Raw genomic sequence first — 14,854 nt, 5'->3', positions numbered from 1 at the left:
ATCCGGAACTGGCCTCACGCGTGGATTCGCGCCTGTCCGCGGATGAACAGGTGAAAGTTGCCAAAGGGGGCTTTTATCCATCAGTTGATCTGACTGGCGCCTACGGGCGAGCGCGTAGCGATAACACCAACACCCGGGAATTYGGCAATCACAACACCGAAACCATGAATTACACCCAGTCGGAATTGCGCTTGCGGCAAATGCTGTTCGACGGTTTCAACACCTCGAACGAAGTTGCACGCACCAAAGACGTGGTCAACTCCCGGGCCTATTACGCACAAGGCACCGCCCAGGACCTGGCCCTGCGCACCATCGAGGTGTACCTCGAAGTGCTCAAGCACCGAGAACTGGTGAATCTGGCTAAAAACAACCTGCAAGCCCACTTGCGCGTCAACGACCAGATCGGCCTGCGTACTCAGCGTGGCGTCGGCAGCAACGCCGACTCCGATCAATCCAGCGCACGCCGGGCACTGGCGCAGAACAACCTCGACACCGCTGAAGTCAACCTGACGGACGCCGAGTCGAACTTTTTCAGCGTCGTAGGGCGTCTGCCCGATGAGCTTGAAACACCGCCATCGACCCGCGGTGAACTGCCCGCCACTCTGCCGGAAGCCCAGCAAAGCATGGTGGCCAACAACCCGTACCTGAAATCCGCCCAGGCTGACGTGCAATCAGCCGAGAGCCAGTACGAAGTTGCAAAATCGCCGTTCTACCCGCGCTTCGACGCCGAAGCCGCGGTGGGCGCGAACAACAACGTGCAGGGCGATGAAGGTCATGACAACGAGTGGCGCGTGGGTGTGGTGTTGAACTACAACCTGTTCCGCGGTGGCAGTGACAAGGCGCGCCTGGCATCCGATGCGCACCTGATCAATCAATCGATGGACATCCGCAACAACGCCCTGCGCCAGCTCAACGAGAACATGAACCTGGCCTGGAACGCCATGGTCAATGCGAAGAAACAAACCCCTACCGCGCGCGAATACGCTGAAACCAGCAAACGCGTGCGCATTGCGTATCAGGACCAGTTCGGTCTGGGTCAGCGGTCACTGCTCGACTTGCTCGACAGTGAAAACGAGCTCTACAACGCCAACCGCCGCTACACCGAGGTGCGCTACACCGAGGAATACTCCATGTACCGCGTGCTGGCCGGTATGGGTGAGTTGCTGAGCAAGCAACGGGTTGTGTTGCCCGCCGATGCCATCGCCGCCTCCGAAGTGACGAACGAAGCCCGTTTGCCTGAATTGAAGTAGCTCACTGGAGCGATCAACGTGACCAGCATGGAATCCGGCAACACCGGTGTCGATCCGCGCCTCAGCTTCGATGACCCCCTTCTGGACGGTCTGTTGATCCTATGCAAACTCCACGGTGCGACGGTCAGTCGCGCCAGCCTGAGTGCAGGGCTGCCCCTGAACAAACAACGCTTGAGCCTGGACTTGCTGCCGCGTGCAGCGGCCCGGGCCAGCTTGCAGGCGCGAGTGCTGCGCCGTGAACTGGGGGATATTTCGGCCCTCAACCTGCCTGTGATGTTAATCCTCAACCACGGCCGAACGGCCATCCTGCGACGCTTTGGCGATAATGGTCAGGTACTGATTCTGCCCAGCGAAGCCGACGGTGGTGAACAATGGGTCAGCCTGGATGAGCTGGCCGAAAATTACAGTGGCCAGGCCTTGTTTGCCCGGCCACGCCATGAACTCGAAGACTTGCGCTCGCCCTTGGTGCCGCGGGTGGAAGCGTGGTTTCGCGACACGCTGAAACTGTCGAAGTGGCTGTACAGCGATGCGATTCTGGCGAGCTTTTTGATCAACCTGCTCGGGTTGATGGTGCCGCTGTTCGTGATGCAGACCTACGACCGAGTAGTGCCAAACCAGGCGACCTCGACCTTGTGGGTGTTGTCGATCGGCTTGCTGATCGGCACCGGTTTCGAACTGGTGCTGCGGGTCGTGCGTGCGCATTTGCTGGACACCGCCGGGAAAAAAACCGACGTGATCCTGTCGGCGACCTTGTTCGAGCGCATCACCGGTATGTCGATGAAAGCCCGCCCCGCGACCATCGGCGGCTTTGCCCAGAGCATTCATGACTTCCAGGGCCTGCGGGAATTTCTCACCGCCGTCACCTTGACCAGCCTGATCGACCTGCCCTTCGCCGTGTTGATGTTGGTGGTGATCGGCTTACTCGGCGGCTGGCTGGTGGTGATCCCATTACTGGCATTTCCGATCACGATCATCTTCGCGATGGTGATCCAGGTGCGCCTGCGCGACACCGTGCAAAAAAGCCTGAGCCTGGGTGCCGAACGCCAAGCCTTGCTGATCGAAACCCTCGGTGGCCTGGAAACCCTCAAGGCCTGCAGCGCCGAGAGCGAGCGCCAGCACAAATGGGAAAGCACCCACGGCGCGCTCACCCGCCTCGACAGCCACGCGCGCAACCTCTCGGCGGTAGCCACCAACGGCACCTTATTCATCCAGCAATTTTCGGGTATGGCGACCATCGTCGCCGGGGTCTACAGCATCATCGCCGGCAACCTCAGCGTGGGGGCGCTGGTGGCGACTTACATGCTCGGTAGCCGTGTACTCGCGCCACTGGGACAGATTGCCGGTTTGATCACCCGCTACCAGCAAGCGCAGCTGACCATGAAAAGCACCGATGCGCTGATGGGTCTACCGCAGGAGCGCGACGCGAAACAGCGTCCTTTGGAGCGCACACAACTGCAAGGCGCTCTCGAAGTCAGCGGCGTGACCTTCCACTACAACGGCCAGAATGCGCCGGCATTGGCCAGCGTCAGTTTCAGCATGAAGCCAGGCGAACGTATCGGCATCATCGGTCGCAGTGGTTCAGGCAAAAGTACCCTGGCGCGACTGGTGATGGGGTTCTACGCACCGGAAGAAGGTCAGCTGCTGCTCGACGGTCTGGACCTGCGGCAGCTGGATGTCGCGGACCTGCGACAACAAATCGGTTACGTCGCCCATGACCTGCCGCTGCTGGCTGGCAGCTTGCGCGACAACCTGACCCTGGGCGCCCGCTACATCAGCGATTCACGGATGCTCGAAGTCGCCGAACTGACCGGCGTCACCGAACTGGCGCGCCAGCACCCTCAGGGCTTCGATCGGCCGGTAGGTGAGCGCGGGCAATTGCTGTCCGGCGGGCAACGCCAGGCGGTGTTGCTGGCGCGGGCCTTGTTGCTCGACCCACCGATCCTGCTGCTCGACGAACCGACCAGCGCCATGGACAACAGCAGCGAAGACGTTCTTCGGCAAAAACTCCACACGTGGGTCCAGGGCAAAACCCTGCTGCTGGTCACTCACCGCACCTCGATGCTCAGCCTGGTGGATCGATTGGTGGTGCTGGATAACGGACGGATCGTCGCCGACGGTCCGAAGGAAGCGGTCATCGATGCACTGCGCAAGGGCCGTGTCGGCTCTGCGGCTGTCTAGGAGCGCCCCATGGCCCGTTCATCATCGGACACACCAAAGGACCGGGGCTACTTCGGCAGTTTCGGCAAAACTGMCGAGAGTGAATTCATGCCAGAAACCGCCGGCGCCTCGTTGCAGGATTCCCCCCGCTGGTCGCGGATCACCGTGTGGTTGGCGGCGGGACTGATTATCAGCGCGGTGGTGTGGGCCAAGTTCGCGGTACTTCAAGAAGTCACCATGGGCGAAGGCAAGGCCATTCCGTCGAGCAAGGTCCAGGTGATCCAAAATCTGGAGGGTGGCATCGTCACCGAGATCTTCGTTCGAGAAGGGCAAATGGTGAACAAGGGCGATACATTGCTGCGCCTGGATGACACGCGTTTTCTGTCGAACAAGGGCGAGAGCGAAGTGGATCGTTATGCACTGACGGCGCAGGTTGAACGGCTGTCGGCCGAAGCGGAGGGACGCCCGTTCAAGCTGTCAGATGAAGTGATCGCCAAGGCACCGCAAGTGGCCGAGGACGAGCGCTCACTGTATGAACAACGGCAACGTCGGCTCGCCAGCGAGCAGCGCACATTGAGCGAACAACTTCGGCAAAAAACCCAGGAGCTGGCGGAATTCCGTTCCAAACAGGGGCAGTTCAGCTCCAGCCTGGCGCTGCTCCAGCAAGAAATGAACATGTCCGCGCCACTGGTGAGCACCGGGGCGGTGTCACCGGTGGAAATCCTGCGCCTCAAACGCAGCGCGGTGGAGATTCGCGGCTCGCTGAATGCGACGACGCTGGCGATTCCCCGGGCGGAAGCGGCGATCAACGAGATCAAAAGCAAGATCGACGAGTCGGAACAATCCTTCCGCTCCGATGCGGCGAAAGAGCTGAATGAGAAACGCACCGACCTGTCGAAAATCACCGCATCGAGTATTGCCATTGATGACCGAGTGACCCGCACGACAGTGGTGTCGCCGGTTCACGGCATTATCAAAGTGCTGAAGGTCAACACCATCGGCGGCGTGGTGCAGCCCGGCAGCGACATGGTGGAAATCGTGCCACTGGAAGACAACTTGCTGATCGAGGCAAAGGTACGGCCGCAGGACGTGGCGTTCCTGCACCCGGGTCAGAAAGCGATGGTCAAGTTCAGTGCGTACGACTACACGATTTATGGCGGGTTGAGCGCCAAACTCGAACTGATCGGTGCCGACACCATCACCGACGACAAGGGCTACAGCTTTTACCTGATTCAGGTTCGCACGGATAAAAACCACTTGGGCGGGGATGTGAAACCGTTGCTGATCATCCCAGGGATGGTTGCCACGGTGGACATCATCACGGGTGAGAAGAGCGTGCTGGATTACCTGCTCAAACCGGTGCTTAAAGCCCGAACTGAGGCGATGCGCGAACGCTAACCAATGATCGTTCCCACGCTCCGCGTGGGAACGCATCCTGTGACGCTCTGCGTCATGCATGATAGGGACGCAGAGCGTCCCGGGCGGCATTCCCACGCGGAGCGTGGGAACGATCATTGCCCGTGATTTTTAAAATAGGTCTCCTGCCCCATCGCCGCAATCTGCCCTTCAATCAACGCCTCGAATGGTTTCAACAACGGCTCAAACGTAGTCGGCGCTTCCAGCGTTTGCAGCGCCTGCACAATCGCCTCAACCGTCGACAACGCCCCCGGCCCCGGTGCCTTGCGCAATCGATAGCGCGACACCCCGCCGTCCGCCAGCGTCACCCTGGGCAACCCCGCCAACAATGGATTGAGGTGCAGCATCTTGCGTGCCTTGCGCCAGGTGCCGTCCGGGACGACCAGCAACAGCGGCTCATCTGTTGCTGCATATGTTTGCAGCGGTTGCGCATCTTCGCCCGGAAACAACAACCGTGCCTGATACCCCGGTTGATTCAACAGCACCGGCAAATCCTCGAACACCTCACCGACGATCAGCTCGGCATTGTTCAAGCCCAACGCGGCCAACCGCGCCGTGTTCAGTGCGTGATTCACTTCGCTCGGATGCTGCAACAGCAACACCCGAGTGCGGCTATCGAGGCTCGGGATCAGTGGGCACAAGCAATGGGTTTGCGGACGCAGGCAACGGGGACACTGGATTCTGGACATGGATCAAACCTGATTCAGTTGTGCTTTGAGCAAATCGCGAAAGGTCTGGATCAGCGGTTCGCGACTTCGGCCACGGCGCACGATCATCGAAAACGGCGCCTGATAACCAAAGGTCGCCGGCAGTAACACACGCAAATCGCCCTTGTCCGCCCAGGCCTGGGCGTAGTGTTCCGGCAGGTAACCGATGTAGGCACCGGACAGCACCAGAATCAGCTGTGCCTCCATACTTTCCACCGTGGCCGCACTGTGTTTGAAACCGTGACGGGCCAGTTCGGCCTGGCTCCAGTAACCCCGGCCAACCATCCGTTGCTGGGTGATGACTTGCTCGGGGATACGTCGCTCGGTGAACAGCGGATGACGGTTGCTGCAATACAGCCAGTGCTGTTCGCGGTAAAGCGGCATATAGACCAGGCCACTCATGCGCGTGGAAAACGCACCGATGGCCAAGTCCAGGCGATTGTCCTGCACGCCGAGTTGCAGTTCGTACGGGCTCATCACCGACAAATGCAAATGCACGGCCGGGTGTTCCTGGCTGTAGGCGCCGATGGCTTCGGCGAAGGGCAAGGCTTTGTCGCTGACGGTTGAGTCGATCACACCGAGGTTCAGCGTGCCGCGCAGCTCGCCCTTGAGCGCGGCCGCGTATTGCTCGAAGCCTTCGAGCTCGCCCAATAGACGCAGGGTTTCCTGATGAAACAGCTCGCCCTTGCTGGTCAGGCTGAAACCACCACGGCCGCGATGGCAGAGCACCAGGCCGAGGGCCGCTTCGAGCTGGCTCATGTAGGTGCTGATGGCCGACGTCGAGAGGTTGAGTTCTTGCTGGGCGTTGGCGAACCCTTGATGACGGACCACGCTGACGAAGATGCGCAATAGTTTCAGGTCGGGTAAAGCGTTGGCCATGGGGCACTCTCCAAAGATCGTTCCCACGCTCTGCGTGGGAATGCCGCCTCGGACGCTCTGCGTCCGCTCCGGGGATGTGACGCGGAGCGTCACGGGATGCATTCCCACGCAGAGCGTGGGAACGATCAGCCGCGAGTCTATCGTCGTCGTAGCCATTAGTTTAGAAAAATCTGAACTAAGTATTTGTCCGTAGCGATTCTTCCCGGCCACTACATTTCGCAGAATCGGCGCCTAACGGTGCCTGTGTCCGTCCGGACCTGTGCAACCGACATAAATAAAACAACGACGATGAGGCCCTACCCGTGGACAAGATTCTTCACCAACCACTGGGCGGTAATGAAATGCCGCGCTTCGGCGGCATCGCCACCATGATGCGACTCCCCCACCTGGATACCGCTGCCGGTCTGGACGCTGCCTTCATTGGCGTGCCACTGGACATCGGCACCTCGCTGCGCCCCGGCACCCGTTTCGGACCTCGCGAAATCCGCGCTGAATCGGTGATGATCCGCCCATACAACATGGCGACCGGCGCGGCTCCGTTCGATTCTCTGTCGGTGGCCGACATCGGTGACGTGGCGATCAACACGTTCAACCTGCTGGACGCAGTACGGATCATCGAAGAGTCCTACCACAAGATCCTCGAACACGATGTGATCCCCCTGACCCTGGGCGGCGACCACACCATTACCCTGCCGATCCTGCGCGCCATTCATAAAAAGCACGGCAAGATCGGCCTGGTGCACATCGATGCGCACGCTGATGTGAACGATCACATGTTTGGCGAGAAAATCGCCCACGGCACCACCTTCCGCCGCGCCGTCGAAGAAGGCCTGCTGGATTGTGACCGCGTGGTGCAAATCGGTCTGCGCGCTCAGGGCTACACCGCTGACGACTTCAACTGGAGCCGTAATCAGGGCTTCCGTGTGGTTCAGGCCGAAGAGTGCTGGCACAAATCCCTGGCCCCGTTGATGGCCGAAGTTCGCGAGAAAGTCGGTGGCGGTCCGGTGTACCTGAGTTTCGACATCGACGGCATCGATCCGGCCTGGGCGCCTGGTACCGGCACCCCGGAAATCGGCGGTCTGACGACCATTCAAGCGATTGAAATCGTTCGCGGCTGCCAAGGCCTCGACCTGGTCGGTTGCGATCTGGTAGAAGTCTCGCCCGCTTATGACACCACCGGCAACACCTCGCTGCTGGCGGCCAACCTGCTGTACGAAATGCTTTGCGTACTGCCGGGTGTGGTCCACCGCTGAGGAAACGCATGACCTGTGGGAGCGYGGCTTGCCCGCGATGAACGATGACGCGGTCTACCTGATAGACCGCGGCGCACCCATCGCGGGCAAGCCGCGCTCCCACAGGGATGGGTGTTCCCACAGGGATTGATTTCAGCCTCACCATAAAAAAAACAATTGGAGACACGCCGTCATGGCTTTGGATTTATTCGTCGTACTCATCTACGCCGCCGCGATGCTGATACTCGGCTACTACGGCATGCGCAAGGCCAAGACCAACGAAGACTTTTTGGTCGCCGGTCGAAACCTCGGCCCGAGCCTGTACATGGGCACCATGGCCGCCACCGTTCTGGGCGGCGCGTCCACCGTCGGCACCGTACGCCTGGGCTACGTCCATGGCATTTCCGGTTTCTGGCTCTGCGCAGCCCTTGGTTGCGGGATCGTGGCGCTGAACCTGTTTCTCGCCAAACCGCTGCTGAAATTGAAGATCTACACCGTTACCCAAGTGCTGGAAAAACGCTACAACCCGATGGCCCGCTCCGCGAGCGCGGCGATCATGCTGGCGTATGCGCTGATGATCGGCGTGACCTCGATCCTGGCCATCGGCACCGTGCTGCAAGTACTGTTCGACCTGCCGTTCTGGGTCTCGGTATTGGTCGGCGGCGGTGTGGTGGTGATCTACTCCGCGATCGGCGGCATGTGGTCCCTGACCCTGACCGACATTGTCCAGTTCGTGATCAAGACCGTGGGCCTGATGTTCATCCTGTTGCCAATCTGCCTATACCGTGTCGGCGGCTGGGATGAGTTGGTGTTGAAACTGCCGGCAACCGCCTTCAGCTTCACCACGATTGGCTGGGACACCATCATCACCTACTTCATGATCTACTTCTTCGGGATCCTGATCGGCCAAGATATCTGGCAGCGCGTGTTCACCGTCAAGACCGCCAAAGTGGCTCAAGTCGCCGGTACGTTCGCAGGCTTCTACTGCATCCTCTACGGACTGGCCTGCGCCCTGATCGGCATGGCCGCTCACGTGCTGATCCCGGACCTGGACAACGTCAACAACGCCTTCGCTGCCATCGTCAAACTGTCCCTGCCGGACGGTATTCGTGGCCTGGTGATCGCCGCAGCCCTCGCCGCCATGATGTCCACCGCCAGCGCCGGCCTGCTCGCCGCTGCCACCACCCTGACCGAAGACATGCTGCCAAAACTGCGTGGCGGTAAACCGTCGAGCCTGCGCGTCAACCGTCTGTTCACCCTGTTGACCGGCATCGTCGTCCTCGGCATCGCTCTGGTGGTGAATGACGTGATCAGTGCCCTGACCCTGGCGTACAACCTGCTGGTGGGCGGCATGCTGATCCCGCTGATGGGTGCAATTTTCTGGAAGCGCGCAACCACCGCCGGCGCGATCACCAGCATGGGCATGGGTTTCGCCACTGCGCTGGTGTTCATGTTCAAGGACGGTCTGGATGCCAATACCCCGATCTACTACAGCCTCGGCGTCGGCCTGGTGAGCTTCGTGCTGGTCAGCCTGATGTCCCGTCGCCCGGCAGCTCAGGCCAGCGCCGCCTAAGCTCAACATAACAACTGATGCTTTCTTCGGCGGGTGTGGCGTCGGTTGCCACACCCGTTTTTTTTCGCCTGGAGAAAAGTGTTTATGAAGATCGTCAGCCGCGATCTGTGGTTCGAGGTGAAGCAACTCAGCGACGGCATTCGTCTGATTCACGAGCCCTACATCCGGCCTTTCTATCGCTGCAACCTCTGGCACGTCCAGGGTCGCGACAAGGACTTGCTGCTGGACAGTGGTTCCGGGCTGGTCAGCCTGCGCGAACAATTGCCGTGGATCACCGAACGGCCGCTGGTGGCCGTCGCGAGTCATTGCCACTTCGACCACATCGCCGGGCATCACGAATTTCCTGAACGGCTGGTGCACCCGGCTGAGGCGGACATCCTCGCCGCACCCGACGGCGACAACGATTTGAGCAAAGCCTTTGTCGGGGACGACATGTTCGAGGCTCACCCTGACTGCCCGTTGTGCTACGCCGAATACCAGGTCAAGGCAGCGCCCGCCACGGGCATGATTGAAGAAGGCGATGTGTTGGACCTGGGCGACCGCGTGCTGCACGTGCTGCACACACCGGGGCATTCGCCGGGGGGCATCAGCCTGTATGAAGCGGCGACCGAGACGCTGTTCAGTGGCGACATCATCTACGACGGCCCGCTGGTCGAAGACGCCTACCACTCCAACCTCGACGACTACGCCCGCAGCCTGCAACGCCTGCGTGAGTTGCCTGTGCGCACGGTGCATGGCGGGCACTTCGGCAGTTTTTCGGGGGAGCATTTGCGCGCGATGATTGACGAGTGGCAGCGCTCACACGGCTGAAGCCTGCTGTACTCAAGCGCAGGGACAACAATACGCCCTCGAAGAACAACCATGAAAAGAGCTGCTGTTCGCCTCACCGTCCATCAGTTCATCAGCCGCGTACTGGAGGGCCGGGATGACTTCAGTGACGACGCCAGCCTGTCGGAGTTGGGATTGGATAAAGAGGACATCGAAGAGCTGATCTTCCATCTGGAGGATGAGCTTGGGTTGACGGCGTTTACGGCGGAGGAAGACCGGCTGCTCAAGACCGCCAGGACGGCGAATGATTTGAGTCGGTTTTTGATTGAGATCGGGCGGCATTGAGCTTGCCCAGTCTGCAGCCTATGGCTGATCTGTAGCAGCTGCCGAGCACCGTGAGGCTGCGTTCGGGGCCGTCCATATTCGGACGGAGCCGTCGGTGATATCAGATTTTGCAGTGTGTCAGGTAGACGCAGCATGTGGGGTTTACGGCTGCTGCGCAGCCGAACGCTGCCTCGCGGTGCTCGACAGCTGCTACATGTGCTACATGTGCTACATGCGGCGCGATTAGCGGCGGCGTGGCTGGCGTCGGCGCTGTTCGTCATCCGTACGAATAGGCACAGGTTGCAGTGGCGGTTCGATCAAACCGAGTGCAACACCCAGATCGTGCAGCCAGTTTTGAATTTTCTCTTTCATGGTGCCCCCTTCAGGGTAGTGCCGAGCGACCGGAGTTCTGAGGCCGCTTCGCACTGATAATAGTCCGAAGTCCTACGCAATGCTCATCAAAACACGCAATGATCTGTTACTGAATTGAACAAAATGCCTGACCGGTCGTTCAAGCAATCGCCCGGGCCTGAACCGGTGCCGTCGGATAGACCATCTGCTGCTGCTCGATCCACGCGTTCAAATTCGCCCCGACCATGCCTTTACGCCACATCAGCCACGTTGTCGCGCTGGCAAATGGTTCCGCCAAAGGGTGCACCGCCACGCTCTCGCGGCCCGGCAGGCTGGCGAGCATCGACTCCGACATCAACGCCACGCCCGAGCCGGCAATCACACAGGCGAGCATTCCGGGATAGGATTCGATCTCCATCGCCCGGCCCATCGCAGCATGGTCATGGGCGAACCAGGCTTCCAGGCGCATCCGGTAGGAACAACCCTGGCGAAAGGTAAACACTGAGCGCCCCTCCACATCCAGTGCACTGCGCACCGGGGGGTGATCGGCCTCCGTGATCAGCACCAGCCGTTCGTCGCACAACGGCACGCCGTCCAGTCCGGCGAACTCCAACGGGCCGTCCACCAGCGCCGCATCCAGCCGACCGCTGAGCAGACCTTCGAGCAGTTCACCACTCGGCCCCGACTGCACTTGCAGGTTTACCGCCGGGTAGTTGCGGTGATACTCCGCCAGCAATGGCGGCAGATGAATTGCCGCCGTGCTGTACATGGTGCCTAGCACAAAGTCCCCGGCCGGTTGCCCGCCTTGCACTGCCGCACTGGCTTCGTCATGCAGGGCGAACAGTCTGGCGGTGTAGTCCTGCAGGACTTTTCCTGCAGGCGACAACTGCAAACGCTGACGCTCGCGGACGAACAGTTCTACGCCGAGTTGCTCCTCAAGCTGTTTAAGTCGCGTCGACAGGTTGGACGGCACCCGATGCAAACGCTCGGCAGCACGGGTGATAGAACCCTCCTGTGCCACCGCCTGGAAGATGCGCAATTGGCTGAATTCCACGATCTTCTCCAAATCAGAACAAGTTACTCACTATTATTCAATTTTAATGAAAGTCAAACAGTCCTAGCCTGACGGTCATTGATCCTTTACCGGAACTCAGACCATGTCCCCGCTGATTCGCTTACTCGCCAGTTTTATCGCCCTGATGATGGCCATGGGCATTGGACGCTTTGCGCTGACTCCGCAAATGCCGCACTTGCTTAGCGAAGGTCAAATCGACCTGACTTCGGCGGGCCTGATTGCCGCCGCCAATTACCTTGGCTACTTCGTCGGCGCTCTGGATGCGATGTTCTCGCGCAGACCGGTGCAAGTCCGTCAGCGCCTGCTGGGAGGGTTGTGGCTTTGTGTGCTGCTGACCCTGGCGTCGTTCTGGGCCAACGGTTTCTGGTCGCATCTGCTGCTGCGCTTTGGCACCGGCGTGGCCAGCGCCTGGGTGCTGGTGATGATCACCGCACTGAGCCAGCCCCTGGCGGCAGCGGCCGGACGTCCACGGCTGGGTGCGCTGGTGTTTGCCGGACCGGGTCTGGGGATTTTTCTCACAGGTTTACTGGCTTTAGGCTCGAACCTGCTGGGGCAGGCTTCCGCGACGTTGTGGCTGGTGTATGCCGGCGTAGCGCTGGCAATGCTGCTGGGGATTCTGCCGTTCCTGCCACAACCCACGACAACTGTGGCGGCCATGCCCATCGCCACCACGCCGGATCATCAGGGCATCGCTCGATTGGGTGTGATCTATGGCTTGTACGGTCTGGGTTACATCATCCCCGCCACCTTCCTCTCGCACATGGCCAACGCGCAGTTTCAGGGTCAATGGCAGGCTGACCTGTTCTGGCCGTGCTTCGGCCTGGCGTCAGCTGTCGGCGTGGTGCTGGTGAGCCTGCGTCGACAGTCCCTGAATGGCACACGCCATTGGCTGATGATCACCTTGTGGCTGCAAGCCGCCGGGGTCTTTGCCTGCCTGTTGGGTAGCGGTACGGGTCTGGCGCTGGGGGTGATGCTGTGCGGCACGCCGTTTCTGGCCTGCATGCAATTGGTGATGCAACGGTCCCGCGAACTGGCGCCCCACGCCACCCAGCGCAACGCCGGGCTGCTGACCGCGTGCTTCGCCGTGGGTCAGCTCGCCGGGCCGTTGCTGGCCGCCCTGAGCAGCCATTTCAGTGGCGGTTTGCAGCCCGCCCTGGTTGTTTCCGGCAGCGGATTGCTCATCGCCGGTAGCCTGTTGCTGCGCCCGGTCAGGACTGCCCGAGGGCTTTGCGTAAACGACGGCGCACCCACTGCTCAGCGCTGACGAACGTGATACCGAGCAGCACGAGCACGGCGCCGATGACGAAGTTGAGGCTCAGTTCTTCACCCAGCAACACCACCCCGAACGTGACGCCAAACAGTGGCGTCATGAACGAGAACACCGCCAGGTTCGCCGCCAGATAACGACGCAACAGCCAGAACCAGGTCAGGTAACTGAAGAACGACACCACTAATCCCTGGAACAGCACGCTGGTCACGGCCACTGCAGTGAGGCTGACGTGAGTGATCTGGCCGCTGAGGATCGCGATCAATACAAGACCAACGAAACCGACGATCAGTTGATAGAACAACGTGAGCGTCACTGGTGCTTCCGACAGGCGCGAAGCGCGCACCACCACCGTGGTTGCGCCCCAAGCAGCACCGGCCAGTACGCCCAGCGCATCGCCCAGCAACATGCGGTGATCGAGATTGTCCCAGGACACGCCACCGGCAAACGCGATGGCGATCCCGACGAAAGCGAGGAAAATCCCCAGCCACTGCAAAGGCCTTAAACGCTCACTCGGCAGCAACCAATGCACGCCCAACGCGGTAAATATAGGTGCGGTGTAGAGGAACACCGACATGTGCGCCGCCGTGGTCAGTTGCAAGCCTTCGGAGATAAAGAAAAACTCCAGACCAAACAGCGCACCGGCCAGCAAGCCGCCGCGCCACGTAGCGCCGACCTGATCCCAGCCGCCCTTCCAGCAGATCAGCAATCCTACGAGCAATGCCGAAATGCCCGACCGCCCCACCGCCTGCATGACCGGCGCAATGTCGGGCGCCGCCCACTTGATTATCACTTGCTGTACGCCCCAGATCAGGCACAACCCGATCATCACTTGCAGGGCAAATCCGTCGGCGCTACGCCGGCTGGCGCTCACCGTGACACCTCGACAACACAATCCATGGCAGAAACTCGGCAGATAAAAAAACCCGACACAGGGGCCGGGTCTTTTTATCACAGTCCAGCCCGATGTAATCGCTTAACACGGGTCGGTACGAGGTCAGCTTAGTTCGATGCGATCCGCGTGGATGACGATCTGACCATTCTTGTAGAGCGCGCCAATGGCCTTCTTGAAGTTGCCCTTGCTGACGCCAAACATGCTGGTGATCACGGTCGGGTCGCTCTTGTCGCTGACCGGCAGGCTGCCGTTGTTTTCACGCAACTTGGCCAGGATCTTCGAGTTGAGGCTGGTGGCGGCTTCTTCGCCTACCGGTTGCAGGCTCAAGCTGATCTTGCCATCGGTGCGGACTTCTTTGATAAAGCCCTTCTCTTCTTTGCCGGCACGCATGAACTTGAAGATTTCGTTCTTGTGGATCAAGCCCCAGTGCTTGTTGTTGATGATTGCCTTGAAGCCCATATCGGTCGCTTCGGCCACCAGCAAATCCACTTCCTGGCCAGGGGTGTAACTGGCCGGGGTCTTGTCCAGGTAGCGATCCAGGCGCGCTGTCGCGGTGATACGACGGGTGTGCTTGTCGAGGTAGACATGCACCACCACATACTCACCGGCGGTCATCTGGCGTTTTTCTTCGGAGTACGGCAGCAGCAGGTCCTTCGGCAGACCCCAATCCAGGAAAACACCGATGCTGTTGACTTCAACGACTTTCAAACTAGCGAATTCACCGACCTGAACTTTCGGCTTTTCGGTAGTTGCGATGAGTTTGTCATCGCTGTCCAGATAAATAAAAACGTTGAGCCAGTCTTCATCTTCGCTGGGAATATCTTTGGGGATATAACGATTAGGCAAGAGGATTTCTCCATCCGCCCCACCGTCCAGATATAAACCGAAGTTAGTGTGTTTAACCACTTGCAAACTGTTGTAACGCCCGATTAACGCCATTTCAAATACCCTCATTACGTG

14 protein-coding genes are annotated in these 14,854 nt (G+C 59.9%); 8 read left to right on the top strand and 6 right to left on the bottom strand.

The features are described 5' to 3' along the window. The 3 genes from AC1DRJ_RS10015 to AC1DRJ_RS10005 all read left to right on the top strand — a co-directional run. A partial coding sequence (locus AC1DRJ_RS10015) for a TolC family outer membrane protein (RefSeq protein WP_477801993.1) occupies positions 1-1,250 on the top strand: 1,250 nt, incomplete at its 5' end. A gap of 18 nt (positions 1,251-1,268) precedes the next feature. Continuing rightward, the gene (locus AC1DRJ_RS10010; protein ID WP_477801992.1) at positions 1,269-3,428 is read left to right on the top strand and encodes a type I secretion system permease/ATPase; all 2,160 of its coding nucleotides are present in this window, start codon (positions 1,269-1,271) and stop codon (positions 3,426-3,428) included. A 9-nt stretch (positions 3,429-3,437) separates the two neighbouring features. Further along, entirely contained in the window at positions 3,438-4,805 is a 1,368-nt protein-coding gene (locus AC1DRJ_RS10005) for an HlyD family type I secretion periplasmic adaptor subunit (protein ID WP_477801991.1), read from the top strand. Between the two features lie 113 nt (positions 4,806-4,918). On the opposite strand, the gene AC1DRJ_RS10000 is transcribed toward AC1DRJ_RS10005, so the two are convergent. After that, a complete protein-coding gene (locus AC1DRJ_RS10000) occupies positions 4,919-5,512 on the bottom strand; it encodes a tRNA-uridine aminocarboxypropyltransferase (protein WP_477801990.1) in 594 nt (197 codons plus the stop codon). Between the two features lie 3 nt (positions 5,513-5,515). Beyond that, on the bottom strand, positions 5,516-6,409 hold the full coding sequence (locus AC1DRJ_RS09995; RefSeq protein WP_419114953.1) for a LysR family transcriptional regulator: 894 nt from the start codon (positions 6,407-6,409) through the stop codon (positions 5,516-5,518). Positions 6,410-6,711: 302 nt separating this feature from the next. Here AC1DRJ_RS09995 and speB point away from each other — a divergent pair, with 302 nt between their 5' ends. From speB to AC1DRJ_RS09975, 4 genes are all read left to right on the top strand, one after another. Further along, a complete protein-coding gene (speB, locus tag AC1DRJ_RS09990; RefSeq protein ID WP_150778981.1) occupies positions 6,712-7,662 on the top strand; it encodes an agmatinase in 951 nt (316 codons plus the stop codon). Between the two features lie 172 nt (positions 7,663-7,834). Then, positions 7,835-9,214, top strand: coding sequence for a sodium:solute symporter family protein (locus AC1DRJ_RS09985; RefSeq protein WP_150778982.1), 1,380 nt, complete (start codon positions 7,835-7,837; stop codon positions 9,212-9,214). 84 nt (positions 9,215-9,298) lie between these two features. Further along, positions 9,299-10,024, top strand: coding sequence for an MBL fold metallo-hydrolase (locus AC1DRJ_RS09980; RefSeq protein ID WP_477801989.1), 726 nt, complete (start codon positions 9,299-9,301; stop codon positions 10,022-10,024). A gap of 51 nt (positions 10,025-10,075) precedes the next feature. Further along, complete coding sequence (locus AC1DRJ_RS09975) at positions 10,076-10,327, top strand: acyl carrier protein (protein ID WP_477801988.1); 252 nt, start codon at positions 10,076-10,078, stop codon at positions 10,325-10,327. 222 nt (positions 10,328-10,549) lie between these two features. Here the strand turns inward: AC1DRJ_RS09975 and AC1DRJ_RS09970 are convergent, their stop codons facing one another. Together AC1DRJ_RS09970 and ptrR are read right to left on the bottom strand one after the other, a co-directional pair. Beyond that, positions 10,550-10,678, bottom strand: coding sequence for a PA1414 family protein (locus tag AC1DRJ_RS09970; protein ID WP_003184145.1), 129 nt, complete (start codon positions 10,676-10,678; stop codon positions 10,550-10,552). 139 nt (positions 10,679-10,817) lie between these two features. Continuing rightward, on the bottom strand, positions 10,818-11,711 hold the full coding sequence (gene ptrR / locus AC1DRJ_RS09965; protein ID WP_477801987.1) for a putrescine utilization regulator PtrR: 894 nt from the start codon (positions 11,709-11,711) through the stop codon (positions 10,818-10,820). Positions 11,712-11,814: 103 nt separating this feature from the next. On the opposite strand from ptrR, the gene AC1DRJ_RS09960 reads away from it, so the two are divergent. After that, a complete protein-coding gene (locus tag AC1DRJ_RS09960) occupies positions 11,815-12,996 on the top strand; it encodes an MFS transporter (RefSeq protein ID WP_477801986.1) in 1,182 nt (393 codons plus the stop codon). On the opposite strand, the gene AC1DRJ_RS09955 is transcribed toward AC1DRJ_RS09960, so the two are convergent. Together AC1DRJ_RS09955 and AC1DRJ_RS09950 are read right to left on the bottom strand one after the other, a co-directional pair. Beyond that, the gene (locus AC1DRJ_RS09955; RefSeq protein ID WP_477801985.1) at positions 12,941-13,873 is read right to left on the bottom strand and encodes a DMT family transporter; all 933 of its coding nucleotides are present in this window, start codon (positions 13,871-13,873) and stop codon (positions 12,941-12,943) included. The two genes, AC1DRJ_RS09960 and AC1DRJ_RS09955, sit on opposite strands and share 56 nt — an antisense overlap. 123 nt (positions 13,874-13,996) lie before the next feature. After that, positions 13,997-14,833, bottom strand: a complete 837-nt coding sequence (locus tag AC1DRJ_RS09950) for a CvfB family protein (protein WP_477801994.1) — start codon at positions 14,831-14,833, stop codon at positions 13,997-13,999. Positions 14,834-14,854 lie beyond the last annotated feature (21 nt).

This window comes from Pseudomonas sp. P5_B2 (assembly GCF_056400445.1).
The sequence above is the reverse complement of the archived record's forward strand: the minus strand, read 5'-3'. Positions and strand labels throughout refer to the sequence as shown.

What these genes read in the sequence shown, in the direction of transcription:
- AC1DRJ_RS09985 (WP_150778982.1), top strand. Translation starts at nt 7,835, where the DNA reads ATGGCTTTGGATTTATTCGTCGTACTCATCTACGCCGCCGCGATGCTG.
- AC1DRJ_RS09960 (WP_477801986.1), top strand. Translation starts at nt 11,815, where the DNA reads ATGTCCCCGCTGATTCGCTTACTCGCCAGTTTTATCGCCCTGATGATG.
- AC1DRJ_RS09970 (WP_003184145.1), bottom strand. Translation starts at nt 10,678, where the DNA reads ATGAAAGAGAAAATTCAAAACTGGCTGCACGATCTGGGTGTTGCACTC.
- AC1DRJ_RS09950 (WP_477801994.1), bottom strand. Translation starts at nt 14,833, where the DNA reads ATGGCGTTAATCGGGCGTTACAACAGTTTGCAAGTGGTTAAACACACT.
- AC1DRJ_RS10000 (WP_477801990.1), bottom strand. Translation starts at nt 5,512, where the DNA reads ATGTCCAGAATCCAGTGTCCCCGTTGCCTGCGTCCGCAAACCCATTGC.
- AC1DRJ_RS09995 (WP_419114953.1), bottom strand. Translation starts at nt 6,409, where the DNA reads ATGGCCAACGCTTTACCCGACCTGAAACTATTGCGCATCTTCGTCAGC.
- AC1DRJ_RS09980 (WP_477801989.1), top strand. Translation starts at nt 9,299, where the DNA reads ATGAAGATCGTCAGCCGCGATCTGTGGTTCGAGGTGAAGCAACTCAGC.
- AC1DRJ_RS09975 (WP_477801988.1), top strand. Translation starts at nt 10,076, where the DNA reads ATGAAAAGAGCTGCTGTTCGCCTCACCGTCCATCAGTTCATCAGCCGC.